This is a genomic window from Streptomyces sp. NPDC001732, assembly GCF_053596315.1.
The window spans coordinates 25808-49894 of sequence record NZ_JBSFFY010000036.1 but is presented as its reverse complement, the minus strand read 5'-3'; the positions used below and the strand labels follow the sequence as shown (position 1 = coordinate 49894).

General features: G+C 72.7%; 24 protein-coding genes and 1 tRNA gene. 15 read left to right on the top strand and 10 right to left on the bottom strand.

Annotation, left to right across the window (positions count from 1 at the left end):
- The first annotated feature begins 120 nt into the window (after positions 1 to 120).
- Together ACWCXX_RS27595 and ACWCXX_RS27590 are read left to right on the top strand one after the other, a co-directional pair.
- Positions 121 to 1104 carry an aldo/keto reductase gene (locus tag ACWCXX_RS27595; RefSeq protein WP_451131760.1) on the top strand — a complete coding sequence of 328 codons (984 nt, stop codon included), beginning with the start codon at positions 121 to 123 and terminating at the stop codon, positions 1102 to 1104.
- Positions 1101 to 3326, top strand: coding sequence for a helix-hairpin-helix domain-containing protein (locus ACWCXX_RS27590; RefSeq protein WP_451131758.1), 2226 nt, complete (start codon positions 1101 to 1103; stop codon positions 3324 to 3326). The genes ACWCXX_RS27595 and ACWCXX_RS27590 overlap by 4 nt, the downstream gene beginning before the upstream one ends.
- Before the next feature lie 42 nt (positions 3327 to 3368).
- On the opposite strand, the gene ACWCXX_RS27585 is transcribed toward ACWCXX_RS27590, so the two are convergent.
- Positions 3369 to 4022, bottom strand: a complete 654-nt coding sequence (locus ACWCXX_RS27585; RefSeq protein ID WP_451131756.1) for a hypothetical protein — start codon at positions 4020 to 4022, stop codon at positions 3369 to 3371.
- Between the two features lie 47 nt (positions 4023 to 4069).
- Between ACWCXX_RS27585 and ACWCXX_RS27580 the strand changes: the two genes are divergently transcribed.
- Positions 4070 to 4258: a DUF5703 family protein gene (locus ACWCXX_RS27580; protein ID WP_451131754.1), complete on the top strand. Its 189-nt coding sequence runs from the start codon at positions 4070 to 4072 to the stop codon at positions 4256 to 4258.
- A 67-nt stretch (positions 4259 to 4325) separates the two neighbouring features.
- On the opposite strand, the gene ACWCXX_RS27575 is transcribed toward ACWCXX_RS27580, so the two are convergent.
- The 3 genes from ACWCXX_RS27575 to ACWCXX_RS27565 form a co-directional block, all read right to left on the bottom strand.
- Complete coding sequence (locus ACWCXX_RS27575) at positions 4326 to 5090, bottom strand: chaplin (RefSeq protein WP_451131752.1); 765 nt, start codon at positions 5088 to 5090, stop codon at positions 4326 to 4328.
- Between the two features lie 138 nt (positions 5091 to 5228).
- Positions 5229 to 5462, bottom strand: a complete 234-nt coding sequence (locus ACWCXX_RS27570) for a chaplin (RefSeq protein ID WP_451131750.1) — start codon at positions 5460 to 5462, stop codon at positions 5229 to 5231.
- A 163-nt stretch (positions 5463 to 5625) separates the two neighbouring features.
- A complete protein-coding gene (locus tag ACWCXX_RS27565) occupies positions 5626 to 6951 on the bottom strand; it encodes a M20/M25/M40 family metallo-hydrolase (protein ID WP_451131748.1) in 1326 nt (441 codons plus the stop codon).
- A 184-nt stretch (positions 6952 to 7135) separates the two neighbouring features.
- Between ACWCXX_RS27565 and ACWCXX_RS27560 the strand changes: the two genes are divergently transcribed.
- Together ACWCXX_RS27560 and ACWCXX_RS27555 are read left to right on the top strand one after the other, a co-directional pair.
- Positions 7136 to 7220: transfer RNA gene (locus ACWCXX_RS27560), tRNA-Leu, on the top strand.
- A 158-nt stretch (positions 7221 to 7378) separates the two neighbouring features.
- Positions 7379 to 8314 (top strand): pseudouridine synthase, encoded by a 936-nt coding sequence (locus tag ACWCXX_RS27555; RefSeq protein ID WP_451131746.1) that lies wholly within the window; start codon positions 7379 to 7381, stop codon positions 8312 to 8314.
- Between the two features lie 60 nt (positions 8315 to 8374).
- On the opposite strand, the gene ACWCXX_RS27550 is transcribed toward ACWCXX_RS27555, so the two are convergent.
- Both ACWCXX_RS27550 and ACWCXX_RS27545 read right to left on the bottom strand, forming a co-directional pair.
- Positions 8375 to 9004: an MBL fold metallo-hydrolase gene (locus ACWCXX_RS27550; protein ID WP_451131744.1), complete on the bottom strand. Its 630-nt coding sequence runs from the start codon at positions 9002 to 9004 to the stop codon at positions 8375 to 8377.
- Positions 9004 to 10089 carry an S-(hydroxymethyl)mycothiol dehydrogenase gene (locus tag ACWCXX_RS27545; protein WP_451131742.1) on the bottom strand — a complete coding sequence of 362 codons (1086 nt, stop codon included), beginning with the start codon at positions 10087 to 10089 and terminating at the stop codon, positions 9004 to 9006. Before ACWCXX_RS27545 ends, ACWCXX_RS27550 begins: the two co-directional genes overlap by 1 nt.
- Before the next feature lie 280 nt (positions 10090 to 10369).
- Between ACWCXX_RS27545 and phsA the strand changes: the two genes are divergently transcribed.
- Positions 10370 to 12265, top strand: a complete 1896-nt coding sequence (gene phsA / locus ACWCXX_RS27540; RefSeq protein ID WP_451131822.1) for an O-aminophenol oxidase PhsA — start codon at positions 10370 to 10372, stop codon at positions 12263 to 12265.
- Positions 12266 to 12373: 108 nt separating this feature from the next.
- Here the strand turns inward: phsA and ACWCXX_RS27535 are convergent, their stop codons facing one another.
- Positions 12374 to 13075: a FadR/GntR family transcriptional regulator gene (locus ACWCXX_RS27535; RefSeq protein WP_451131740.1), complete on the bottom strand. Its 702-nt coding sequence runs from the start codon at positions 13073 to 13075 to the stop codon at positions 12374 to 12376.
- Positions 13076 to 13220: 145 nt separating this feature from the next.
- Between ACWCXX_RS27535 and ACWCXX_RS27530 the strand changes: the two genes are divergently transcribed.
- The 3 genes from ACWCXX_RS27530 (at position 13221) to ACWCXX_RS27520 (ending at position 15850) form a co-directional block, all read left to right on the top strand.
- Positions 13221 to 13730 (top strand): gluconokinase, encoded by a 510-nt coding sequence (locus ACWCXX_RS27530; protein ID WP_451131738.1) that lies wholly within the window; start codon positions 13221 to 13223, stop codon positions 13728 to 13730.
- Between the two features lie 11 nt (positions 13731 to 13741).
- A complete protein-coding gene (locus tag ACWCXX_RS27525; protein WP_451131736.1) occupies positions 13742 to 15139 on the top strand; it encodes a GntT/GntP/DsdX family permease in 1398 nt (465 codons plus the stop codon).
- A 261-nt stretch (positions 15140 to 15400) separates the two neighbouring features.
- Complete coding sequence (locus ACWCXX_RS27520) at positions 15401 to 15850, top strand: ASCH domain-containing protein (protein ID WP_451131734.1); 450 nt, start codon at positions 15401 to 15403, stop codon at positions 15848 to 15850.
- An 88-nt stretch (positions 15851 to 15938) separates the two neighbouring features.
- On the opposite strand, the gene ACWCXX_RS27515 is transcribed toward ACWCXX_RS27520, so the two are convergent.
- A complete protein-coding gene (locus ACWCXX_RS27515; RefSeq protein ID WP_451131732.1) occupies positions 15939 to 17594 on the bottom strand; it encodes an FAD-binding dehydrogenase in 1656 nt (551 codons plus the stop codon).
- A gap of 199 nt (positions 17595 to 17793) precedes the next feature.
- Between ACWCXX_RS27515 and ACWCXX_RS27510 the strand changes: the two genes are divergently transcribed.
- From ACWCXX_RS27510 to ACWCXX_RS27485, 6 genes are all read left to right on the top strand, one after another.
- Complete coding sequence (locus ACWCXX_RS27510; protein WP_451131730.1) at positions 17794 to 18687, top strand: DMT family transporter; 894 nt, start codon at positions 17794 to 17796, stop codon at positions 18685 to 18687.
- A gap of 69 nt (positions 18688 to 18756) precedes the next feature.
- On the top strand, positions 18757 to 19386 hold the full coding sequence (locus ACWCXX_RS27505) for a TetR/AcrR family transcriptional regulator (RefSeq protein WP_451131728.1): 630 nt from the start codon (positions 18757 to 18759) through the stop codon (positions 19384 to 19386).
- Positions 19387 to 19454: 68 nt separating this feature from the next.
- Positions 19455 to 20228, top strand: a complete 774-nt coding sequence (locus ACWCXX_RS27500) for a glucose 1-dehydrogenase (protein WP_451131726.1) — start codon at positions 19455 to 19457, stop codon at positions 20226 to 20228.
- 105 nt (positions 20229 to 20333) lie between these two features.
- Complete coding sequence (locus ACWCXX_RS27495; RefSeq protein ID WP_451131724.1) at positions 20334 to 20855, top strand: NUDIX hydrolase; 522 nt, start codon at positions 20334 to 20336, stop codon at positions 20853 to 20855.
- A gap of 74 nt (positions 20856 to 20929) precedes the next feature.
- Entirely contained in the window at positions 20930 to 21325 is a 396-nt protein-coding gene (locus ACWCXX_RS27490; protein WP_451131722.1) for a YidH family protein, read from the top strand.
- Entirely contained in the window at positions 21322 to 21633 is a 312-nt protein-coding gene (locus ACWCXX_RS27485) for a DUF202 domain-containing protein (RefSeq protein ID WP_451131720.1), read from the top strand. The genes ACWCXX_RS27490 and ACWCXX_RS27485 overlap by 4 nt, the downstream gene beginning before the upstream one ends.
- Before the next feature lie 88 nt (positions 21634 to 21721).
- Here ACWCXX_RS27485 and ACWCXX_RS27480 read toward each other — a convergent pair whose 3' ends face one another.
- Positions 21722 to 22684 carry an NADP-dependent oxidoreductase gene (locus ACWCXX_RS27480; protein ID WP_451131718.1) on the bottom strand — a complete coding sequence of 321 codons (963 nt, stop codon included), beginning with the start codon at positions 22682 to 22684 and terminating at the stop codon, positions 21722 to 21724.
- A gap of 67 nt (positions 22685 to 22751) precedes the next feature.
- The gene (locus ACWCXX_RS27475; RefSeq protein ID WP_451131716.1) at positions 22752 to 24041 is read right to left on the bottom strand and encodes a glucarate dehydratase family protein; all 1290 of its coding nucleotides are present in this window, start codon (positions 24039 to 24041) and stop codon (positions 22752 to 22754) included.
- Positions 24042 to 24087: the final 46 nt, after the last annotated feature.

The window sequence follows — 24087 nt, the reverse complement described above, 5'->3', positions numbered from 1 at the left end:
AGTAACGTCCTGGACCCCGGACTCTAGCGCGCGGTCCCGGGTTCCGTCAGGGGTGACTTCGGGACGTGGCCGTCCACGGGCTTCCGCCGGGTGGGGCTCTGGCCAGTAATCTCAGCGCCCATGGAGCAGAGGCATCTCGGCCGGACCGGCCTTCGAGTGTCCCGGATCGGGCTCGGCACCCTCACGTGGGGCCGGGACACCGACGAGCACGACGCCGCCGAACAGCTCAAGGCCTTCTGGGAAGCGGGCGGCACACTGGTCGACACGGCCGATGTCTACGGCGGCGGGGAGGCCGAGTACCTGCTCGGGCGGCTCGTCGCGGGCCTGGTGCCGCGGGAGGACCTGGTCATCGCGACGAAGGCGGGCAGCGTGGCCGACCCGTACCGCAGGTTCGACGGGTCGCGCGGGCATCTGCTGGCCGCGCTGGACGCCTCCCTGGAGCGGCTCGGCACGGATCACGTGGATCTCTGGCAGCTCCACGCCTTCGACCCGGGGACCCCGCTGGAGGAGACCCTCCAGGCGGTGGACCTGGCGGTCTCCACGGGGCGCGCCCGGTACGCGGGGGTGTCGAACTTCTGCGGCTGGCAGCTGGCGAAGGCGGCGACCTGGCAGCTCGCCGCGCCCGGGGCGCGCACCCGGCTGGCAAGCACGCAGATGGAGTACTCGCTGCTGCAACGGGGCGTGGAGCGCGAGGTGCTGCCTGCCGCCCTCGACCTCGGTGTCGGGCTGCTGCCCTCCTCGCCGCTGGGCCGCGGGGTGCTGACCGGAAAGTACCGGACGGGCACCCCGGCGGACTCCCGCGGCGCCTCGGAGCTGCTGGCCCCGTTCGTCGAGCCGTACCTCGACACGGCGGCGGGCCGCATCGTGGACGCGGTGACCACGGCCGCGGACGGTCTGGCCACGACCCCGCTCCAGGTGGCGCTCGCCTGGGTGCGCGACCGGCCCGGAGTGGTGGCCCCGATCGTCGGCGCGCGCAACGCGCAGCAGCTCACGGAGGCATTGTCAGTGGAGGCGCTTAGTCTTCCTGACGAGATCTGCCAGGCGCTCGACGACGTGTCGGCGCCCGTGCACCGCTATCCCGACCAGGACTGGAGCACGCTGTGACTGCGCTTCCCCGGGGGGAGACCCCCGGCTCCCCGGCCGCCGACGACGACGGCGCCGTCGTGGACCCCTCCCCCGCCGAGGACGGGGACGAGGCCGCAGCGGACGCCCCCGGGACCGAAGGCGAAGCCGGGACGACCGGGGCCGGAGCCGGGACGACCGGCGGCAACGGCGAGGGCGAGACGACCGGCGGAGAAGGGTCCGACGCCGCGCCCGCGCTTTCCGAGGCCGAGGCCGAGCTCGCCGCCCAGCGCGAGTTGCGGGAGCGGATCGAGAAGCGCAAGGCCGAGAAGAAGGGCCCGATCACCGCCGGGGCGAAGCTGAGCGGCACGGCGGCCGACCTGCTGGCCGCCGTGCGGGCCGTGGAGAGCGGCGAGAAGCCCGCCACCCCGTTCCTCGACCGGCCCGCCCCCGCCCCCGCCGCAGCACCCCGCCGGGCCGCGCCTTCGCCCGCCCCGGCACGTCCGCGCGCCCCCGAACCGGCACCGGCGCCCCGGAGCGCCTCGCCCGAGGTCCTGGCCGCGACCGCCGCCGTACTGGCCGAGGGCGGTGCCCCGGCGGCGCTGGCGGGCCCGGTGGCCGAAGCACTCGGCGCGCAGGCCGCCGAAGCGCTGCGCGAGGACCCGTGGCGCCTGCTGGCCGTGGCGGGGGTCCGGCCCGAGCAGGCGGACGGATTCGCCCGGGTCCTGCTCGGTGCCGGATGCGGCCCGGACGACGAGCGGCGGACCGCCGCCCTGATCGGCCATCTGCTGGAGCGGGCCGCGCTCCGGGGCCACACGGCGCAGGACGCCGCGACCGTGGGGGCCGCGCTCGCCGAGCGCTCGGTGACCGACCCCGCCGCGGCCGTGGAGCACGCCGTCTCCGAGGGCGTCGTCCTGGCCTTCCGGGACGGGGAGGAGGAGCCGGAGTCCGGAGCCCCCGAGGAACCCGGCGCCGACGCCGACGGGGCCGGGCAGGAACCGGCGCGGGTGCTGCTCGGCCTCGACCGCTACGCACTCGCCGAGGAAAGCCTCGCCGACGGCCTCGCCCGGCTGGTCAACGCCTGCGAGAAGGACGCGGACTGGACGGAGGCGGCCTCGGCCGCGGGCTCCCCCTCGGCATCCGAGCTGATCCGCGCGGTCGCGGCCCACGGCCTCGTGGCGCACACCGGCGGCGAGGCCGCCAGGGCCGAACCCGCCGCCCTGATCACCGCGGCCCGCGGCCTGGGGCTGCGCGCCCTGGGTGCCACGCACAGCGCCGACGGCAGACGCCGGCTGGCCGACGCGACCGGCGACCGGGCGACGGCCGTCACGCTCGCCGGGCTGCTCTCCGGCGCGGAGGGACCCGGACGGGACGAGGAGGGCGCGATCGCCGTCGACCTGCTCGTCGTGCTCGACGCCCCGCAGCTGGACGTCGAGACCGCCGCGATGCTGGTCGAGTCCCTCGCCGACGGCACCCGTCTGGTGCTCAGCGGTGACCCCGGAGTGCTGGGATCGGCCGGTGCGGGCCGGGTGTTCGCGGATGTGCTCGCGGCCCGTGCCTGCCCGCAGGTCGCCTCCCGCACCCCCGACCCGGGGCCGATCGGCGAGCTGGTCTCCGGCATCGGCATCGGCGAGCTGAACCAGGTCGAGGCGCCCGGCAAGGAAGTGGTGATCGTCCCCGTGCGCGACGCGGGCGAGGCGGTGCACCGCACCGTGCAGCTGGTGGCCGACTCGGTGCCGCGCGCCATCGGCGTACCGTCGTCCGACACCCAGGTCATCACCGTCGGCCACGGCGGCTCGGCGGGGACCCGTGCGCTGAACGCGGCGCTGAAGCAGCGGCTCAACCCCGGTCCGGGGCGGTTCGGCGGCTTCGACCCGGGCGACCGCGTCGTCCACGTCCCGGCGCCCGGCAGGACCGTGCCCGCGGTGGTCGTCTCGGCGGACGCCGAGGGCCTGCATCTGGACTGCGGGGGCACGGAGGTGGTCGTACCGCAGGAGCGGGTGGAGTCCTCCGTGCGCCACGGCTGGGCCCTCAGCGCCCACCAGGCGGCCGGAATGCGGTGGCCCGCGGTGGTGGTCGTGCTGCCGGGGGACGCGGCGCAGGGGCTCGACCGGACCTGGGTGTACACCGCCTTCGGCCGCGGCGAACGTCATCTGTCCGTCGTCCACGGGGTGGACCAGGCGCTCCCGCGAGCGGTCGCCCGCCCCCCGGCCCAGGACCGCACGACACGGCTGCGCGCCCTGTTGGAGGCGTCCGCCCGGTGACACGGCCGTCGGGCGGGCCCGGTCGCGGGCCCGCCCGGCGGGTCAGGAACCGTCCACGACCATGCGGGGTTCCTCTTCCGGTTCGTCCTCGTCGAAGACGGCGCTGACGTCGAAGCGGCAGACCACCAGCTGCGGATCCGCTTCGTCGAACGGCGCGCCGAGCCACTCCCCCGCCTCGGGGAGTTCGTCGGCGGCCGTGACCCACAGCGTGGAGTCGCCCTCCTCCAGCCCGAACTCCGCGTGCCTGGAGGCGATCTCGTCCGGTTCGTACTCGCCGAAGAGCACTCCGAGCGCCGCGTGGACGCTGGAGCCGACGACCGCGGCGTTCTCGCTCCGGTCGTCCCGATCGAGGTCGGCGATCCGCTGGGCCTGGGCGAGCAGCCTCGGCGGCTCCACCACCGCGTAGTCGCGCCGGATCAGCACGCTGAGCGCGTTCGGTTCCTCGGGTCCGGTGTACGGCGGCAGGGCGTCCTCCGCCCCCGGGATCTCGAAGGGGGTGACTTCGTCGTAGCGGTCGTAGAGCAACTCGTCGTAGGACTCGGCGGCAGCGGCCAGTGCGTTGAACGCGTCGTAGACGGCCGTGTCGTCGTCCCCGGTACGGCGTTCGACCGCCGCGAGATGGTGGTCGAGCGCGGCTTTGACCGCCTCCGCGGCGGCGCGTACCTCGGCAGCGGTGGGCTGCGCAGCATCAGACATGGTGCAGACGCTATCCGTACCCGGGCTCTGCCCGCACAATAGATGCGATGCCGGAATACGAATTTGTCGATGTGTACGTACCGCGCGGGCTCTCCCGCAAGGAGACGGCCCGCCTGCTGACCGACCACGCCGAGTACGGTCACTGGGAGTTGGACCGGCTGACGCTGCGTCGCGACGGCAGCCGCAGAGTGCGGTTGCGCCGACGGATCATCCGCCAGCTCCGCGCCACCTGGTGAGACGGAACGGGCCCCGCGGTGGCGGGGCCCGTCCGTTTCGGCGTGCTCGCGTCGCCGCTCCGGTCCGTTATGCGGACAGTCGGGCGCGGCGGTAGAGCATGGTGCCCGCACCCGCGAGCAGCAGCCCCGCGCTCGCCGGGACCAGCAGGTCGAGCCCGCCCGCGCCGGTGTGCGCAAGCTGTTCGACGTGCTGCGGTTCGGGCTTGTTCGGCACGGTCGGCACGGTCGGCACGGTCGGCTTCTCCGGTGTCGGAGGCTTCGGCTTCTCCGGTGTCGGAGGCTTGGGCTCGGTGACCGGAGGCTCGACGGGCGGCGTGACGACGTCCGTGCCGTTCTCGCAGTCGTTGCCGAAGGTGGGGTTGAGCAGCCCCCCGATGGTGATGCTGTTCCCGCAGACGTTCACGGGGATGTCGACGGGCACCGCGACGTTGTTGCCGGACAGCACACCCGGCGAGCCCTTCGCGACGCCCTGGGCCGTCGCCCCGCCGCCGAGCGGGGCCCGGTGCTTGCCCGTGCCCGGCCGGCTCGCGTCGGTCAGGTCGCCGGAGACCTGGCTGCCGGAGGCGTGCTTGCCCTGGGAGCCGTCCTGCGAGCCGTTCCCGCAGGTGTTTCCGAACGCCGGGTTGAGCAGCGCCACGACGTCCACGGAGTTGCCGCACACGTTGACCGGCACGTGAACCGGAATCTGTACCGAATTCCCTGAAAGCACCCCCGGGGAATCCGTTGCGCCGCCGGACGCTCCCGCGTCGGCGTGCGCGTAACCGCCGCTCAGCGCGAGTGCGCCACCGGCGGCCGCCATGGTGATCAGGCCTTTGCGCGTGACCTGTCGCATAGGTGTTTCCTGCCTTCTAAACCTTCCGGAGAACCCCCGGACTCGACCGTGCGGGGGCGGGGTACCAGCGACCCCGGAGTGCATGGCATGCACTCCGGGGCCGACCGGATTCAAACCCTCAAGGGTTGACGCACAACGTCAGGCGTTGACGCAGGTGTTGCCGAAGGTGGGGTTCAGCAGCCCGATCACGCTGATCGTGTTGCCGCACGCGTTCACCGGAACGTGGATCGGCGCCTGGACGACGTTGCCCGAGATCACGCCGGGGTTGCCGACACCGGCGCCCTGGGCACCGGAGTCCGCGACGGCCATGCCCGCACCCGCGAGCACCAGGCCACCAGTGACAGCCGCAGCAGCGACGACCTTCTTGATCATGATTCCTCCTAGTTGGCAATGCGGCCCCAGCCGCGGACCGCATCACGTGTAACGAGGAAGAAGTAATCGGGCTACGAGCGTATGGTTCCTTTCACCCGTTCCAGTCAAATGCGCACGCGCTGTCGATTATTGGCGCGGGAATTCGGCGAAAACCGGCAGCGGGTCAGCAGTTGTCGATGAAACGGTCGAGCACCCGCACGCCGAACTTCAGGCCGTCCACCGGCACCCGCTCGTCCACGCCGTGGAACATGCCCGCGAAGTCGAGCTCCGGCGGCAGCTTCAGCGGGGCGAAGCCGAAGCAGCGGATGCCGAGGTCGTCGAAGGACTTCGCGTCGGTGCCGCCGGAGAGCATGTACGGCACGGCGCGCGCGATCGGGTCCTCCGCCTTCAGGGCGACCTGCATGGCGTCCACGAGCCCGCCGTCGAAGCTGGTCTCCAGCGCCTTGTCGCCGTGCACGTCCTCGCGCTTCACGCGCGGGCCGAGGATCCGGTCCAGGTCGGCCAGGAACTCCTCCTCGTAGCCGGGCAGGAACCGGCCGTCGACGTGGGCGGTGGCCTGGCCGGGGATCACGTTCACCTTGTAGCCGGCGCCGAGCATGGTGGGGGCGGCGGAGTTGCGGAGCGTGGCGCCGATCATCTTGGCGATGCCGCCCAGCTTGGCGAGCGTGGCCTCCATGTCCTCCGGGTCGAGCGGGGTGCCGAGCGCGTCGGACAGTTCGTCGAGGAAGGAGCGCACGGTCTTGGTCACCCGGACCGGCCACTTGTGCCGCCCGAGCCGTCCGACCGCCTCGCAGAGCTCGGTGATCGCGTTGTCGTCGTTGGTCATCGAGCCGTGGCCGGCGGTGCCGTCCACGGTGAGCCGCATCCAGTGCATGCCCTTCTCGGCCGTCTCGACGAGGTAGAGCCGCAGGTTCTCGTTGACCGTGAAGGAGAAACCGCCGACCTCGCCGATCGCCTCGTTGACCCCCTCGAAGAGGTCGCGGTGGTTGTCGACCAGGTACCGCGCGCCGTACGTGCCGCCCGCCTCCTCGTCCGCGAGGAAGGCGAGGACGATGTCGCGCGGGGGCTTGCGGCCGCTGCGCATCCGGTCGCGGACGACCGCGAGGGTCATCGCGTCCATGTCCTTCATGTCGACCGCGCCTCGGCCCCACACGCAGCCGTCCGCGACCTCGCCCGAGAACGGGTGGTGCGTCCAGTCGTGCGCGTTGGCCGGAACCACGTCGGTGTGGCCGTGGATCAGCAGCGCGGGCCGGGACGGGTCCTCGCCCTCGATCCGTGCCACCGTCGAGGCCCGGCCCTTGTGGGACTCGAAGATCCGGGGTTCCAGCCCGACCTCGGCGAGCTGCTCCGCGACGTACTCGGCGGCGCGCCGCTCCCCCGGCCCCGAGTGGTCCCCGTAGTTGCTGGTGTCGATCCGGATCAGCTCACGGCAGAGGTCCACGACCTCGTCCTCGCCTGAGACCGTCCGGGCCGTACTGGTCTCGCTCACGCTGTTTCCTTCCACTGTGGCTGCGGTGCTCCTCCTCATCCTCCCGCTCATGGCCCGCGCGCCCAAGGGCACCCGCCCCTCGTCATGCGTCCTTCGCGCAGTCCGGGGCGTGATCGAGCACCCTCGAATGTTTGCTATTGTTTTCCACGTCGGAACGGGCAGTGGCCCGCGAGACAGACACCTTGTCCGGGTGGCGGAATGGCAGACGCGCTAGCTTGAGGTGCTAGTGCCCTTTATCGGGCGTGGGGGTTCAAGTCCCCCCTCGGACACAGCGGCGAGTGCCGGTCAGGAGAGATCCTGACCGGCATTTTGCGTTGCGCCCGTGCGAGGGGCGACGGCCGGGTGGACGGCGAGACGGTACCGACACCCGGGAGACGAGACGAGGAGCCGGCATCATGAGCAGCGCGGTACGGGTGGGCGGACCCCGATGAGGGGGCGTGCGAAGGCCCCGGCGGCGCCGCTGGCGCAGCGGGAAGGGATCGATCCGGTGCGGCTGCGGCTCCCGGAGGACCCGGACGGGGCGTGGCCGACGGTCCGCGATCATCTGGTGGCGCGGTTCGGGGACGCGATCGGGGCGGCCCGGGTGGACGCCATGCTCGCCGAGGGGCGGTTCGTCTCCGTGCGGGGCCCGGTGTCCGCCGACGAGCCGTACGAGGCGGGCGGGTACCTGTGGTTCCACCGGGATTTCGCACCGGAGGAGCCGGTGCCGTTCCCGGTCGGTGTCGTGCACCGGGACGCACATCTCGTCGTCGCGGACAAGCCGCACTTCCTGGCGACCACCCCGCGTGGCCGGCACGTCACCGAAACCGCGGTGGCCCGGCTGCGCCGGGAGCTGGATCTGCCCGAGCTCCAGCCCGCGCACCGGCTGGACCGGCTGACCGCGGGCCTGGTCCTGTTCGTCGTACGGTCCGGGGAGCGGGGCGCGTACCAGACGATGTTCCGGGACCGTCTGGTGCGCAAGGAGTACGAGGCGGTGGCGCCGTACGATCCCCGCACGGCCCTTCCCCGGACGGTGCGCAGCCGGATCGTGAAGGAGCGCGGGGTCGTCGCCGCCCGCGAGGAGCCGGGCGAGCCGAACAGCGAGAGCCGGATCGAGCTGCTGGAGCACCGGAAGGGGATCGGCCGCTACCGGCTGCTGCCCGCCACCGGGCGGACCCACCAGCTGCGGGTCCACATGAACGGTCTGGGGCTGCCGATCACGCACGATCCGGTCTATCCGGTGGTCGAGCCGGAGCGCGCCCCGGACGACTGGTCGCGGCCGTTGCAGCTCCTCGCCCGGGTCCTGGAGTTCACCGATCCGGTCACGGGCGAGGCGCGCCGCTTCGAGAGCGGGCTGCGGCTGGCCGCGTGGCCGGACCGGTGAGCGCCCGCGGTCCCGGAGCGGGGCGGGCGGCCTCCGGTCGGAAGGCCGCCCGGCCTGTTCTCAGTGACCGCGGGCGATCCACTCGTCGAGGTGCGGGGCCTCCGTGCCGACGGTCGTGGAGTCGCCGTGTCCGGTGCGGACGGCGGTCTCCGGCGGCAGGGTGAGGAGCCGGTCCCGGATCGACGCGACGATGGTCGGGAAGTGGGAGAAGGACCGTCCGGTGGCGCCGGGGCCGCCCTGGAACAGCGTGTCGCCCGTGAAGACGGTGCCCAGCTCGGGGGCGTACAGGCAGACGGCGCCGGGGGCGTGTCCCGGGGTGTGCAGCACCCGGAGGGTGGTTCCGGCGACCTCCAGCACCTGGCCGTCGGCCAGTTCGCCGTCCGGGGCGCGGTCCGGGTGGGTCTGCTCCCACAGCGGCAGGTCGTCGGGGTGCAGCAGGACCGGCGCGCCGGTGGCGGCGGCGAGGGCGGGGGCCGCGTCGATGTGGTCGTTGTGCGCGTGCGTGCAGACGATGGCGCGCAGCGTACGGCCGTTCAGCGCGGCCTCGATGGCGGCGGCGTCGTGGGCGGCGTCGACGACGATCGCCTCGGCGTCGTCCCCGATGATCCAGACGTTGTTGTCGACGTCCCACTCCCCGCCGTCGAGGGCGAAGGTGCCGGAGGTGACGAGGTGGTCGATGCGGGCGGCCATCAGAGGATCACCACCGAGCGCAGCACGTCGCCGTCGTGCATCCGGGCGAACGCCTGCTCGACGTCGCCGAGCCCGATGGTCTCGGTGACGAACGCGGCGAGGTCGATCCGGCCCTGCTGGTGCAGGTCCACGAGCATCGGGAAGTCGCGCGAGGGCAGGCAGTCGCCGTACCAGGAGGACTTGAGCGAGCCGCCGCGGCCGAAGACGTCGAGCAGCGGGAGTTCCAGCTGCATCTCCGGGGTGGGGACGCCGACCAGGACGACGGTGCCCGCGAGGTCGCGGGCGTAGAAGGCCTGCTTGTACGTCTCCGGGCGGCCGACCGCCTCGATGACCACGTCCGCCCCGTTGCCGCCGGTCAGGGCGCGGATCGCCTCGACCGGGTCGGTGGAGCGGGAGTTGACGGTGTGCGTGGCGCCCATCGTCTTCGCCGTCTCCAGCTTGCGGTCGTCGATGTCGACGGCGATGATCTTCGCCGCGCCGGCCAGCCGGGCGCCCGCGATCGCCGCGTCGCCGACGCCGCCGCAGCCGATCACGGCGACCGAGTCGCCGCGGCCGACCTGGCCGGTGTTGATGGCGGCGCCGATGCCCGCCATCACGCCGCAGCCGAGCAGCCCGGCGACGGCCGGGGAGACCTCCGGGTCGACCTTGGTGCACTGGCCGGCGGCGACCAGGGTCTTCTCGGCGAACGCGCCGATGCCGAGCGCGGGCGACAGCTCCGTGCCGTCGAGCAGCGTCATCTTCTGCTTCGCGTTGTGGGTGTCGAAGCAGTACCAGGGGCGGCCGCGCAGACATGCCCGGCACTGGCCGCACACGGCCCGCCAGTTGAGGACGACGAAGTCGCCGGGGGCGACGTCCGTGACGCCCTCGCCGACGGACTCCACCACGCCGGACGCCTCGTGGCCGAGCAGGAACGGGAAGTCGTCGTTGATCCCGCCCTGCTTGTAGTGCAGATCGGTGTGGCAGACGCCGCACGCCTGGATCTTCACCACGGCCTCACCGGGGCCCGGGGCCGGGATCACGATCGTCTCGACCCGTACCGGCTCGTTCTTTCCCGGTGCGATGACTCCTTGCACCTGCTGCGACATACCGCGGTCTCCCTGTTTCCGTCATTTCGTGAAGATCGAACGCGGACAACCGTACGCCCCGTGAGGGTGTCACGGCGGCGCGCCGCGTTGGCGGGAAACAACTGCCGCACCCCCGGCGGGAGATGCCATTTTCGGTCAGATGCCGCATATCGCTGAACTCCGGCGTCTTCCGGGCCGTCCTTCGATGCGCAGGGGCTGCCGGACCGATACCTGCGGGGGCAGGGGTCTCGTGGTCCACCAGCAGTGAAATGACGGATCATGGGGGGAAACCTTGATCGAGATCACTGAGACCACGGAGCGGGCAGGCCGGCGGGCCGAGGATCCGGGACCGGTTGCCGGGGCGGTCGCGCCCGTGGCGCCGGCCGGCGGACTCGTGCCGTACGTCGACGCGTTGCCCGTCCCGCGGGTGCTCCGCCCGCAGAGCGGTGACGTGCTCCGCGAGACCGAGATCGCGCTGTCGCCCACCTGGGTGCGGCTGCACGCGCAGCTGCCGCCGACGCTGATGTGGGGGTACGACGGCACGGTGCCGGGGCCGACCATCGAGGTGCGGCGCGGGGAGCGGATCAGGATCGCCTGGACCAACCGCATCCCCAGGGGCAGCGAGTACCCGGTCACGGCGGTGGAGGTCGGCCCGGTGAAGCAGGGCGAACCGGCACCGCACAACCGTCCCGGACGCGACGGCGTCGAGCCGGATCCGGACGTCGCCGCGCTGCCCGCCTGGACAGTGACGCATCTGCACGGGGCGCAGACCGGTGGCGGCAACGACGGCTGGGCGGACAACGCGGTCGGCTTCGGCGACGCGCAGCTGTCGGAGTATCCGAACGACCATCAGGCCGCCCAGTGGTGGTATCACGACCATGCCATGAACATCACCCGGTGGAACGTCTACGCCGGGCTCGTCGGCACCTATCTGATCAGGGACGACGAGGAGGACGCGCTCGGTCTGCCGTCCGGTGGGCGGGAGTTGCCGCTGATCCTCGCCGACCGCAATCTGGACACCGACGCGGACGGCCGGCTCAACGGGCGGCTGCTGCACAAGACGACGGTGATCACCGAGGCCGATCCGGAGACCGGGAAGCCGGTGTCGCTGCCGTTCTTCGGCCCGTACACGACGGTCAACGGCCGCATCTGGCCGCATCTGGAGGTGGACGACGCCTGGTACCGCTTCCGGCTCGTCAACGCGTCCAACGCGCGGATCTACGATCTGGTGCTGGTGGACGAGGAGAACAACCCGGTGCCGGGGGTGATCCGGCAGATCGGCAGCGACGGCGGGCTGTTGCCCCGTCCGGTGCCGGTCGACTTCGACGAGGCGCTGCCGCGGCTGACGATCGCCCCGGCCGAACGGTTGGACCTGCTGGTGGACTTCTCGGCGCTGGCCGGGCGCCGGGTCCGGCTGGTCAACAGCGGCAGGCTCGCGCCGGGGGTGCCGGACCCGGCGGCGAACGTGCCGTTCCCGCAGGTGATGGAGTTCCGGGTGCGGGAGACGGGGCGGCGGGACGGTTTCGAGCTGCCCGAGGTGCTGTCGGGTTCCTTCCGGCGGTACGAGCACGGCCGGGTGGAGCACGGGCACCGGCTCGTGGTGCTGACGGCGCCCGGCACGGTCGGCGGCGGCGGTCACCCGGAGATCTGGGAGATGGCGGAGGTCGAGGACCCGGCGACGGTGCCGGTGCCCTCGGACGGTGTCGTCCAGATCCGGGGCGAGGACGGCACGGTGCGCACGTACCGCAGGATCGCGCGGACCTTCAACGACGGTCTCGGTTTCACGGTCGGCGAGGGCTCGTTCGAGCAGTGGTCGTTCCTCAACCTGGGCGGTCCGACGCACCCGATGCACATCCATCTGGCGGACTTCCAGGTGATGGGCCGGGAGGCGTACGAGGTCGACGGCTTCGACCCGGCACTCGGCGGGACCCGCTCCCCGGTGGCGTTCGACCACGGCACCACGATCGCGGTGGCGCCGAACGAGCAGGGCTGGAAGGACGTCTTCCGGGTGCCGGCGGGGCAGTTGGTGAAGGTGCTCGGGAGGTTCGACGGGGCGTACGGGCGGTTCATGTACCACTGCCATCTGCTGGAGCACGAGGACATGGGCATGATGCGGCCGTTCGTCGTGATGCCGCCCGAGGCGGTGAAGTTCGACCACGGCGCCGGGCACGGCGGCCACCAGGGGCACGGCGGCTGACCGACCGACGTCCGGCTGTCCGGCTGTCCGGCTGTCCGGCTGGACATCGGTGGCCCCCGCGGGATCGTTCCGCGGGGGCCGTCGCACGTCCGGGGCGCGGGACGGCCCTCAGGGGGCGAGGATGTCCAGCTCGTGCAGGGCGCCCACCGCGATCTCCTTCGTCAGCCGTTCCGCCTCGGCGGCGTCGCCCCCGCGCACCGCTTCGGCGACCCGGACGTGGAGGGTGACGGCCGCCGGGTCGGGGTCCTCGAACATCACCCGGTGGTGGGTGCGGCCCGTCAGGACCTCGGCGACGACGTCGCCGAGCCGCGCGAACATCTCGTTGCCGGAGGCGTCGAGCACGATCCGGTGGAACGCGGTGTCGTGTTCCAGGTAGCCCTCCAGCTGCCCGCCGCGCGAGGTGGCGACCATGCCGAGCGCGCATTCGGTGAGGGCCGCGCACTGTTCCGGGGTGGCGTTGCGGGCGGCGAGACCGGCCGCGACCGGTTCGACGGCCGAACGCAGCACGGTCAGGGAGCGCAGCTGGCGCGGGCGGTCGCTGCCGGCCAGCCGCCACCGGATGACCTGCGGGTCGTACACGTTCCACGTCTCGGTGGGCCGCACGGTCACGCCGACCCGGCGCCGGGACTCGACCAGGTGCATGGACTCCAGGACGCGGACCACCTCGCGCACGACGGTGCGCGAGACGTCGAAGCGCTGGGCCAGCTCGTCGGTGCGCAGCACCTGTCCCGGCCGGTGCACCCCCGCGGCGATCTCCAGACCCAGGGTGTCCAGCACATGGGTATGCAGCCCGGGGCCCTGTGTGGTCATGGGGACCAGCCTACGGGGCGCCCCCGTGAGCAAAAAAGTACGACGTTTACATCACAGCATCTTGAATAAGTCGTACCTTTGGGTTTCAGTAGCGCGACGGACCGATGTCGAGGAAGACATCGACGAAGACTGCGAGGCACCACCCATGAGCACCCCCCACGTCGTCGTGGTGATGGGCGTGGCAGGGACCGGCAAGACCACGATCGGCCCCCTGCTCGCCGCCGAACTGGGCGTTCCGTACGCCGAGGGCGACGATTTCCATCCCGCGGCGAACATCGCCAAGATGTCGGCCGGCGTCCCGCTGGGCGACGAGGACCGGTGGCCCTGGCTCGACGCGATCGGCCGGTGGGCACACGGCCGGGCGGGGCTCGGCGGAGTGGTGAGCAGCTCGGCGCTCAAGCGGGCCTACCGGGACCGGCTGCGGGCCGGGGCCCCGGACGCGGTCTTCCTCCATCTGACCGGCGACCGGGCCCTCATCGAGAGGCGCATGGCGGAGCGCAAGGGCCATTTCATGCCCACCGCGCTGCTCGATTCGCAGTTCGCCGCCCTGCAGCCGCTGCAGGAGGACGAGGCCGGTGTCCCGGTCGACGTGTCCGGCACCCCTGAAGAAATCACCCAGCGAGCCGTCGCCGCGTTGCGCCGGCTCGAGGACTAAGGACCACCACCGTGACCAGTCTCAGCGTCGAGACGCTGGCGGCGGACGCCGTCGAACCGATCACCTCGGCGGGCAACGCGCAGTTGGGCATCGCAGTCCTGGCGGGCATCGCCGTCATCGTTCTGCTCATCACCAAGTTCAAGGTGCACGCGTTCCTCGCGTTGACCATCGGTTCGCTGGCGCTCGGTTCGTTCGCCGGGGCCGCTCCGGCCAGGACGATCGAGAGCTTCACCGCCGGTCTCGGCTCGACCGTCGCCGGGGTCGGTGTCCTCATCGCGCTCGGCGCCGTCCTGGGCAAGCTGCTGGCCGACTCCGGCGGCGCGGACCAGATCGTCGACACCATCCTCGCCAGGGCGAGCGGGCGGGCCATGCCGTGGGCGATGGTGCTGATCGCCTCGATCATCGGGCTGCCGCTGTTCTTCGAGGTCGGGATCGTGCTGCTGATCCCGGTGGTGCTGCTCGTCGCGAAGCGCGGCAACTACTCCCTGATGCGGATCGGCATCCCGGCGCTGGCCGGTCTCTCCGTGATGCACGGGCTGATCCCGCCGCACCCCGGCCCGCTGGTGGCGATCGACGCCCTCGACGCCAACCTCGGCGTCACGCTGATGCTGGGCGTGCTGGTCGCGATACCGACCGTGATCGTCGCGGGGCCGCTCTTCTCCCGCTACGCGGCCCGCTGGGTGGACATCCAGGCGCCGGAGAAGATGATCCCGCAGCGCCCCTCAAAGGAGCTGGACCGTCGTCCCGGCTTCGGCGCCACCCTGGCGACGATTCTGCTGCCCGTCGTGCTGATGCTGGTCAAGGCCCTGGTCGACATCGTCGTGGACGACCCGGAGCAGAGCGTCCAGAAGGTCACCGATGTGATCGGCTCGCCGCTGATCGCGCTGCTCGCGGCCGTGGTGGTCGGCATGTTCACGCTGGGCCGGGCGGCCGGTTTCTCCAAGGACCGGCTCTCCGTCACCGTCGAGAAGTCCCTGGCCCCGATCGCGGGCGTGCTGCTGATCGTGGGCGCGGGCGGCGGCTTCAAGCAGACCCTCATCGACGCCGGCGTGGGCCGGATGATCCTGGACTTCTCCCAGAACTGGTCGATCCCGGCGCTGCTGCTGGGCTGGCTGATCGCCGTCGCGATCCGGCTCGCGACCGGTTCGGCGACCGTGGCCACCATTTCGGCGGCCGGTCTGGTCGCCCCGCTGGCCGCCGACATGTCCACGGCCCAGGCCGCTCTGCTGGTCCTCGCCGTCGGCGCGGGTTCCCTCTTCTTCAGCCACGTCAACGACGCCGGTTTCTGGCTGGTGAAGGAGTACTTCGGCATGGACGTCGGCCAGACGGTGAAGACCTGGTCGTTCATGGAGACCATCATCTCCGTGGTCGCGCTCGCCTTCGTCCTGCTGCTGTCGCTGGTTGTCTGAGGGCTGTCCCGCCACCTGGCGGGACAGCCCTTGGCGGCGGCCTCCCGCACGGTCCTCCTCCCCCCGGGGTTCGCCCGGGGGCCGTCCCCGACGGCGTCCGTCGGCCCGGTGCGCACGCCACGGCGCGCCCCGGCCCGGCGGGCGCCGTCGTCGTATCGGCCGCGGCCCTCCGTCAACTGCGGCCTTCGCGCACCTGGTTGACGGCTCCGGCCGGGCACCGCCCCGGCACCGGGCCCGGCGGCCCATGCCAGACTTGGCGCCATGTCGAACCGTGAACCCCTCAAGCCCTTCCTGCTCGCCTTCCCGGGACCGCTGCGCGATCAGCTGGTCGGGGCGGTCCTCACCGGGACGAAGGTCTCGACGACCGGGCTGCTCGCGGAGTACGAGGCGGAGCGGGAGGAGCTGCCGCCGGTGGGCGAGCGGTCCGCGCTGATCGACTCGGACGGCCGGGAGACCGCGGTGCTGGAGGTGACGGAGGTACGGGTGCTGCGTCTGGGCGACGTCGATCTCCAGCACGCGATCGACGAGGGCGAGGGCTACACGTCGGTGGCCGAGTGGCGTGCGGGGCACGAGAAGTTCTGGCACAGCGACGAGATGCGGGAGGCGCTCGGCGACCCGGACTTCACCGTCGACGACGACACCATGGTCGTCGCCGAACGGTTCCGCGTCGTCGAACTGCTGGGCCCCGTCGTGGGGGCGAAGGAGCGGTAGGCGGCGGTCCGGGGGCGCCTCCCCCCGGCCCGATCCGGCCGGGGGGGGCGGGCCCGTCGGCAGCCCGTGCGCCCCGGGCGACGGCCCCCTAGACGACGGCCCGCGCCGCCGCCCGGCCCGCCGCTCGGCCGGAGAAGATGCAGCCGCCGAGGAAGGTCCCTTCCAGCGAGCGGTAGCCGTGCACCCCGCCGCCGCCGAAACCGGCCGCCTCCCCCGCCGCGTACACGCCGGGCAGGGGTTCGCCGTCCGCGGTCAAAACCCGGGAGGACAGGTCCGTCTCCAGCCCGCCGAGCGACTTGCGGGTCAGGATGTTCAGCCGTACGGCGATCAGCGGGCCGGCCTTGGGGTCCAGGATGCGGTGCGGCGGCGCCGTGCGGATCAGCTTGTCGCCGAGGTAGGCGCGGGCCCCGTGGATCGCGGTGATCTGGAGGTCCTTGGTGAAGGGGTTGGCGATCTCGCGGTCGCGCGCGGTGATCTCGCGGCGCAGTTCGGCCTCGTCGATCAGCGGTTCGTCGGTGAGCGCGTTCATGCCCCGGACCAGGGCGGCGAGGTCCTTCTCGACGACGAAGTCCACGCCGTTGTCCATGAACGCCTTCACCGGCGCCGGGACGTCCGCGCGGGCCCGGCCGATCACGTCGCGGACCGACTTCCCGGTCAGGTCGGGGTTCTGCTCGGAGCCGGAGAGCGCGAATTCCTTGCCGATGATCTTCCGGTCGAGGACGAACCAGGTGTGGTCGTGGCCCGACTTCATGATGTGTTCGAGGGTGCCGAGGGTGTCGAAGCCCGGGAAGAGCGGCACCGGCAGCCGGCGGCCCCGGGCGTCGAGCCAGAGCGAGGACGGGCCGGGCAGGATCCGGATGCCGTGCCGGGCCCAGATCGGGTTCCAGTTCTCGATGCCCTCGGTGTAGTGCCACATGCGGTCGCGGTTGATGTGGTGGGCGCCCGCCTCCTCGGCGATGCCGAGCATGAGGCCGTCGACGTGGGCGGGGACGCCGGAGAGCAGCTTCGCGGGCGGGGTGCCGAGCCGGGCGGGCCACTGCTTGCGCACCAGGTCGTGGTTGCCGCCGATGCCGCCCGAGGTGACGATCACCGCCTGGGCCCTCAGCTCGAACGTGCCGGTCGCCCGGCGGCTGCTCGCGGTGCCGCGGGCCGCCGCGCTCTGCTCCAGCACCTCGCCGGTCACCGTGTCGACGGTGCCCGCGGTGCGACCGAGCCCCGTGACCCGGTGGCGGAACCGGAACCGTACGAGGCCCTTGGCGGCGCCCTCGCGCACCCGGCGCTCGAAGGGGGCGACGATGCCGGGGCCGGTGCCCCAGGTGATGTGGAAGCGGGGTACGGAGTTGCCGTGGCCGTTCGCGTCGTAGCCGCCGCGCTCGGCCCAGCCGACGACGGGGAAGATCCGCAGCCCCTGGGCGTGCAGCCAGGAGCGCTTCTCACCGGCCGCGAAGTCCACGTACGCCTCGGCCCACTTCCGCGGCCAGTGGTCCTCCTCGCGGTCGAAGCCCGCCGTGCCGAACCAGTCCTGGAGGGCCAGCTCGTGGCTGTCCTTGATCCTCATCCGGCGCTGTTCGGGCGAGTCGACGAGGAAGAGCCCGCCGAAGGACCAGTGCGCCTGACCGCCGATCGACTGCTCGGGCTCCTGGTCGAGCAGGATCACCGAGCGGCCCGCTTCGACCAGCTCGGCGGTGGCCACCAGGCCGGCGAGTCCTGCCCCGATCACGATCACATCAGCGTCGTACGCCATGGGTCCCATCCTGTCGGGGCGATCCGGTCGCGGCCGTGGTCCGGTCCCGGAGCCGGAGGTTACTGGTGCGTCAGATCTTCGGCACCCGGTCGCCACGGCGTCAACCGCCCGGTCGGCGGCACTCCGGCCGCGCCTTCGGGGTGCAGCCGCTATCGTCGGTACAAATCCACCCACTTCTGGCCTGACTCGAGGTAGAAGCGTGTCGGTGCCGGTCCTCGTGCTCGCCGTGAGTGCCGCCTGCTGTCTGGGATTCGGCTTCGTCCTCCAGCAGGCCGCCGCCTCGCACGCCCCGAGAAGCGACTACCTGTCCCCCCGGCTGCTGCTGGACCTGATGCGGGTGCCGAGCTGGCTGGCCGGGATCGGGCTGATGGTCTGCGGCATGGTGCTGGGCGCCCTGGCCCTGGGCAAGGGCGAGGTGTCCGTCGTCGAACCGCTCCTCGCGACCAATCTGCTCTTCGCGATGACCCTGTCCCGGCACCGCACCGGTCAGCGGCTCGGCCGGCAGGGGTGGGCCGGGCTCTGGCTGCTGGCCGGCGGGGTCGCGGCCTTTCTGCTGGCGGGCCGGCCGGAGGGCGGCGAGGCGGTCTCCAGCGCGCTGCGGCACTGGCTGGTGATCGGGGTGGTCGTGGGCGCCGCCCTGCTGCTCACCACCGTCGCCAGGCGCTCCCGGTCCGGGGTCGCCCCGGCCCTGCTCGCGGTGGCGGCCGGTCTGCTGTACGGACTCCAGGACGCCCTCACCCGGGTCAGCGGGCAGCTGCTGTCCCACGGCGGGTGGGAGGCGCTGGTGACGGGGTGGCAGCCGTACGCCGTGGTGGCGCTGGGGGTCACCGGACTGCTCCTGGTGCAGAGCGCGTTCGAGACGGGCCCGCTGCGGGTCTCGCTGCCCCCGCTGACCGCCTCCCAGCCGCTGGCCGGGATCGCCTGCGGGGTCGGCTTCCTCGGCGACCGGCTGCGCACCGACGCCGGGGCGCTGGTCTGGCAGGCGGTCGGGCTCGTCGCGATCGTCGTCGGGATCGTGCTGCTCGGGCTGCACCCGGCGATGCCGGAGGGGTCCGTGGGCGGGCGCCGCGAGAAGAGCCTCCAGCCGCACTGAGCGGGGCCGTCCGACTGCCGGGCGGGCCCCGCCCCGGTTTTTAATAATGGCCAGCATTAGACTGCTGTCATGACGCGAACGTCCGGACAGGCCACCAGGGAGAAGTTGATCCGCGCGGCGGAGGAGGTCTTCGCCGCGCAGGGTCCCGACGGCGCCCAGCTGCGGGACGTCGTCCGGCTGGCGGGCCAGGCCAACCCCTCCGCGGTCCAGTACCACTTCGGCTCCCGGGCCGGACTGCTCGACGCCGTGATGGCGGGCCGCCAGGCCCGTACCGAGCGGGTGCTGGCACCGCTGCTCGACGCCCTGGACGAGGACTGCGGGGCACGGGAGCTGCTCACCGCGCTGGTGACGGCCGAGGCGAGCCTGCTCGCCGACGACCGCGGCCTGCGCTGTCTGCGGATCTCGGCCCGGCTCAGCCATGAGACCGGACTGCGGACCGGCCGGCCGCACCCCGTTCTGGACGGCACCGGATACGGGCGGCTGATCGGCCGCCTCGGGGACCGTCTGGGCGGGCTGCCCGCCCCCGTGCGCCTGGAACGCCTGGACCTGGCGCTCACCCTGATCGGCGCGGCGCTGGCCGACCGCGCCCGCCAGCGTCTCGACGGCATCGAACCACTGACCGGCGACGCGTTCTTCCTCGCCGATCTCGTCGAGACCACCACCGCGTTCCTGCACGCCCCCGTGCCGGGCGGCGGGTGACCGCCCGCAGGACCGCAACCACGTACCACTCGCACCACTTGCCACCTGCACCACATGGAGGAAGCGACATGACCGACAAGAGCAGCCTCACCGACAAGACCGTCGTCATCACCGGCGGCGCCCGGGGCCTGGGCGCCGAGGCCGCCCGCCTCGCGGTGGCGGGCGGCGCCGATGTGGTGATCACCGACGTGCTCGACGAGGAGGGCGCCGCCACCGCCGCGGAGCTGGGGGCGAAGGCCCGCTTCCTGCACCACGACGTGACCTCCGAGGAGGACTGGCAGCGCGTCGCCGAGTTCGCCGTCGCCGAGTTCGGACGCCTCGACGGGCTGGTCAACAACGCCGGCGTGTCGACCGGCCAGCCGCTGGAGACCGAGACCGTCGAGCACTTCCGCAAGGTCCTCGACATCAATCTGACGGCCGTCTTCATCGGCATGAAGACGGTGATCCCGGTGATGAAGGAGAACGGCGGCGGCTCGATCGTCAACATCTCCTCGGCCGCCGGGCTGATGGGCCTCGCCCTGACCTCCAGCTACGGCGCGTCGAAGTGGGGCGTGCGCGGTCTGACGAAGATCGGCGCGGTGGAGCTCGGCACGGCGGGGATCCGGGTGAACTCCGTGCACCCCGGCATGGTCTACACGCCGATGACCGCGTCCGTCGGCATCCGGCAGGGCGACGGCAACTACCCGAACACCCCGATGGGCCGGGTCGGCGAGGCACCGGAGATCGCGGAGGCGGTCGTCTTCCTGCTCTCGGACGCCGCCTCGTACGTCACCGGCGCCGAGCTGGCCGTGGACGGCGGCTGGACCACGGGCCCGACCGTCAAGTACGTCATGGGGCAGTGACCGCCCCGCCCGGGACCCCCGCCCGGGGCCCCTCGGAGGGCGCGGCGGGGCGCTCGGCCGCCGGGAGCGGTGCCCGTCCCCGACGGCTGATGTTGGATGAGGGGCATGAACCCTTCTGACGAGATCCTGGACATCGTCGACGAGAACGACGTGGTCGTGGGACGGGCCCCGCGCGGGGAGGCGACCGCGCGGGGCCTTCGCCACCGCTGCGTCTTCATCGAGGTGCGGGACGCCGACGGCCGGCTCTTCGTCCACCGCAGGACCCCGACCAAGCTGGTCTTCCCGTCCCACTACGACATGTTCGTCGGCGGGGTGGTCGGCGCGGGCGAGTCCTACGACGAGGCGGCGCTGCGGGAGGCCGAGGAGGAGCTGGGGGTGTCCGGCCTGCCCCGGCCCGAGCCGCTCTTCACGTTCCTCTACGAGGGCGCCGGACACTCCTGGTGGTCCGCCGTCTACCGGGTGCGCTGCGAACTGCCGGTGGACCCGCAGGCGGAGGAGGTCGCCTGGCACGCCTTCCTCACCGAGGCGGAGCTCGCGGAGCGGATCGGCGACTGGGAGTGGGTGCCGGACGGGCTGGAGGCGTACCACCGGCTGCGTGCGTTCCGGGCCGGCGGGGCGGTGTCCTGAGTGCGGCCCGTACCTGTCGGCGAAACGGTGGACGACGAAGCGACGGACGGCGGAGCGGTGGACGGGGTTCGCGCGTGAACGAGTTCGTACGGGGCCTGCGGCTGTGGTTCGCGCCGCAGCGGATCCGCGAGGAGGGCGACACCCCCGACTACCGGTTCTCGCTCGCCAACGAGCGCACCTTCCTCGCCTGGATCCGGACGGCTCTGGCGCTGATCGGCGGCGGCTTCGCGGTCGACCAGTTCCTGCCGGAACTGGCGTGGGGCGTCCGTGCCGGGCTGGCGTTCGCGCTGCTGGCGGCCGGGGTGCTGTGCGCGCTGCGCGCGGTCAATCACTGGGTGCGGTGCGAGCGGGCGATGCGGCGCGGGGAGGACCTTCCGGTCTCCCGGTTCCCGACGCTGCTCGGCATCGCCGTCGCGGTCGTCGCCGTGGCGATGGCGGTGGTGGTCCTCTTCGGCTGGGAGGGCCGGTGACCACCGCGGAACGCGACCCCGGACTGCAGCCCGAGCGGACGAGGCTGGCGTGGCGGCGCACGACGCTGTCGTGCACGGTGGTGGCGCTGCTGGCGGTCAAACAGGCGTTGCACGGCGGGGTGGGCCCGGCCGGGATCCTCGCGGTGTCGCTGAGCGCGCTGGCCTGGCTGGGGTTCCTGCGGGTGGCGCATCTGCGGGTGCTCGGGCTGGGGACGGCCCGGCCCCGGCCCCTGTCGGCGCGCGGCGCGCTGGCCGCGGCGGCGTGCACGGTCGGGCTCGCGGTGTTCGCCGCCGCCATGCTGTTCTGAAGGCCGCGCCGTTCCGGCTCGGGGCCGTGGGGGGTGCCGTGGGCCAGGGCCTGGGCCGGGGCCGGGGCCTTGGGCCGGGCGTGCCGGTTCAGCCGGCCGGGGCCTCGGGGACGTCCGGGACCTCCCAGGGCACGGTGACGACGATCTTTCCCCGGGTGCGCCCCTGCTCGTTCAGCCGGTGCGCCTGCGCCGCCTCCTCCAGCGGGAACACCCGGTCCACGTGGACCGTGACGACGCCCTGTTCGGCCAGTTCGGCCAGGTGGGCGAGGTCCCCGGCGTCCGGACGCACATAGACGTAACGGCCGCCGTACGAGAAGACCTCGGCGTCCACGACGGACGCCAGCCGCCCGCCGGGCTTCAGCGCTTCGGCGGAGATCCGGAGCGTTTCGCCACCGATCGTGTCGAACGCGGCGTCGACGCCGTCGGGAGCCAGTTCCCGGAGGCGGTCGGCGAGGCCGTCCCCGTGGGCCACCGGTTCCCCGCCGAGCTGCCGGACGTGGTCGTGGTTGTGTTCGCTCGCGGTGCCGATGACGCGGGCTCCGGCGTGCCGGGCGAGCTGGACGGCGAACGAGCCGACGCCGCCCGCCGCGGCGTGGACGAGTACCGTGTCGCCGCTCTGGACCTTCAGGGCGCGGTGCAGCACCTGGTAGGCGGTGAGACCGGCCAGCGGCAGGCCCGCCGCGGCCTCGAAGCTCAGGTTCCGGGGCTTGCGGGCGAGGGCCCGCACGGGGGCGGCGACGTACTCGGCGAGCGTGCCGCGGCAGAGGAAGTCCTCCCGGGCGTAGCCGATGACCTCGTCGCCGACCGCGAACTCCTCGACGCCGATGCCGGGCTGGACCACGACGCCGGACACGTCCCAGCCGGGGATCACCGGGAACACGGCGTCCAGGACGGGGTCGAGGTGCCCCTCGCGGGCCTTCCAGTCGACCGGGTTGACCGCCGCGGCCCGCACCTTCACCAGGACCGTGTCCGGGCCGACCTTGGGGTCGGGCCGCTCCCCGTACTCCAGGACCTCGGCCCCGCCGTACCTGCTGTAGCTGATCGCCTTCATGTACCGACCGTCGGTGCGGGCCGGGGCGCCCGCAACTCGGGCCGCCGGGACGGCCCCGGCCGGGCCGTCACCAGCGCGGGATCGCGGGGGTCCGCCAGCCGGGCTCGGCCTTGCGCATCGCGGCCGCGTCGTCGCGCTCGCGCATGGTGCCGTCGTCCTCCAGCCAGCGGCGGTGCAGCACGGCCAGGCGGTCGTGGTCGAGTTCCACGCCGAGGCCGGGGGCGTCGGACACGGTCAGCCGGCCGTCCTCGAAGACGTGGCGGGTGGTGATGACGTCCTCGGTCTGCCAGGGGTAGTGGCTGTCGCAGGCGTAGTCGAGGTTGGGGACGGTGGCGGCGACGTGGGTCATCGCGGCCAGGCTGATGCCGAGGTGGGTGTTGGAGTGCATGGAGAGCCCGACGCCGAAGGTGCGGCAGATCCCGGCGAGTTCGCGGGTGCGGTGCAGCCCGCCCCAGTAGTGGTGGTCGGAGAGGACCACCTGCACGGCGTCGCGGGCGAAGGCGTCCGGGAGCTCGGCGAGGGTGGTCACGCACATGTTGGTGGCGAGCGGTACGTCGGTGGCCGCGGCGACCTCGGCCATCGCGTCGGTGCCGGTCGCCGGGTCCTCCAGGTACTCCAGCACGCCCTTCAGCTGCCCGGCGACGTACAGCGAGGTCTCGACGGACCAGGCGCCGTTGGGGTCCAGGCGCAGCGGACGGCCGGGGAACTCCTCGGCCAGGGCGCGGATCGCGGCGATCTCCCGGTCGGGTTCGAAGACGCCGCCCTTGAGCTTGAAGGAGGAGAAGCCGTGCTCGCGGGCGAAGCGCCGGGCCTGGGCGACGACGCCGGCCGGGTCGAGGGCGGCGCCCCAGTCGTCCTGCTCCCCGCCCTCGGGGTGTGCGGCCCAGCGGTGGAAGAGATAGGCGCTGTACTCGACGCGGTCGCGGACCTTCCCGCCGAGCAGGGCGTGCACGGGGAGGCCGAGGGCCCTGCCCAGTGCGTCCAGGCAGGCGACCTCGAAGCCGGAGACGACGGAGAGCCGGAGCTTGTCGGCGGTCTGGACGCCGCGCAGTCCGCCCGCCTCGACCCGGTCGTCGGTCGCGCGTGAATCACCGCACACCTCGTCGGCCAGGGCGAACAGGCCGTTCACATCGCTGACCGGGCGTCCGACGAGTGCGGTGGCGAGCGGCTGCGCGAGGTCGAGGTACCTGCCGTCCCCGTACGTCTCCCCGATCCCCGTGACGCCCTCTCGGGTGACGACCTCCACGACGAGGCGGGGGGTGTAGGGCTGGTGGACGCCCTGGGTGTTGAGCAGGGGCGGGTCGGCGATCAGGATCGGGGTCAGCCGGACTTCGTCGATCAGCAGCTCTGTATTCATACGTGAACTCTATTCAGGGATGCGACCGAACACCAGACTCCGGCCC

Excerpts from the sequence above, each read along its gene's own strand:
- ACWCXX_RS27595 (WP_451131760.1), top strand. The coding sequence starts at position 121 with ATGGAGCAGAGGCATCTCGGCCGGACCGGCCTTCGAGTGTCCCGGATC.
- ACWCXX_RS27585 (WP_451131756.1), bottom strand. The coding sequence starts at position 4,022 with ATGTCTGATGCTGCGCAGCCCACCGCTGCCGAGGTACGCGCCGCCGCG.
- ACWCXX_RS27580 (WP_451131754.1), top strand. The coding sequence starts at position 4,070 with ATGCCGGAATACGAATTTGTCGATGTGTACGTACCGCGCGGGCTCTCC.
- ACWCXX_RS27575 (WP_451131752.1), bottom strand. The coding sequence starts at position 5,090 with ATGCGACAGGTCACGCGCAAAGGCCTGATCACCATGGCGGCCGCCGGT.
- ACWCXX_RS27570 (WP_451131750.1), bottom strand. The coding sequence starts at position 5,462 with ATGATCAAGAAGGTCGTCGCTGCTGCGGCTGTCACTGGTGGCCTGGTG.
- ACWCXX_RS27555 (WP_451131746.1), top strand. The coding sequence starts at position 7,379 with ATGAGGGGGCGTGCGAAGGCCCCGGCGGCGCCGCTGGCGCAGCGGGAA.
- ACWCXX_RS27550 (WP_451131744.1), bottom strand. The coding sequence starts at position 9,004 with ATGGCCGCCCGCATCGACCACCTCGTCACCTCCGGCACCTTCGCCCTC.
- ACWCXX_RS27545 (WP_451131742.1), bottom strand. The coding sequence starts at position 10,089 with ATGTCGCAGCAGGTGCAAGGAGTCATCGCACCGGGAAAGAACGAGCCG.
- ACWCXX_RS27535 (WP_451131740.1), bottom strand. The coding sequence starts at position 13,075 with ATGACCACACAGGGCCCCGGGCTGCATACCCATGTGCTGGACACCCTG.
- ACWCXX_RS27530 (WP_451131738.1), top strand. The coding sequence starts at position 13,221 with ATGAGCACCCCCCACGTCGTCGTGGTGATGGGCGTGGCAGGGACCGGC.
- ACWCXX_RS27520 (WP_451131734.1), top strand. The coding sequence starts at position 15,401 with ATGTCGAACCGTGAACCCCTCAAGCCCTTCCTGCTCGCCTTCCCGGGA.
- ACWCXX_RS27515 (WP_451131732.1), bottom strand. The coding sequence starts at position 17,594 with ATGGCGTACGACGCTGATGTGATCGTGATCGGGGCAGGACTCGCCGGC.
- ACWCXX_RS27505 (WP_451131728.1), top strand. The coding sequence starts at position 18,757 with ATGACGCGAACGTCCGGACAGGCCACCAGGGAGAAGTTGATCCGCGCG.
- ACWCXX_RS27500 (WP_451131726.1), top strand. The coding sequence starts at position 19,455 with ATGACCGACAAGAGCAGCCTCACCGACAAGACCGTCGTCATCACCGGC.
- ACWCXX_RS27495 (WP_451131724.1), top strand. The coding sequence starts at position 20,334 with ATGAACCCTTCTGACGAGATCCTGGACATCGTCGACGAGAACGACGTG.
- ACWCXX_RS27480 (WP_451131718.1), bottom strand. The coding sequence starts at position 22,684 with ATGAAGGCGATCAGCTACAGCAGGTACGGCGGGGCCGAGGTCCTGGAG.
- ACWCXX_RS27475 (WP_451131716.1), bottom strand. The coding sequence starts at position 24,041 with ATGAATACAGAGCTGCTGATCGACGAAGTCCGGCTGACCCCGATCCTG.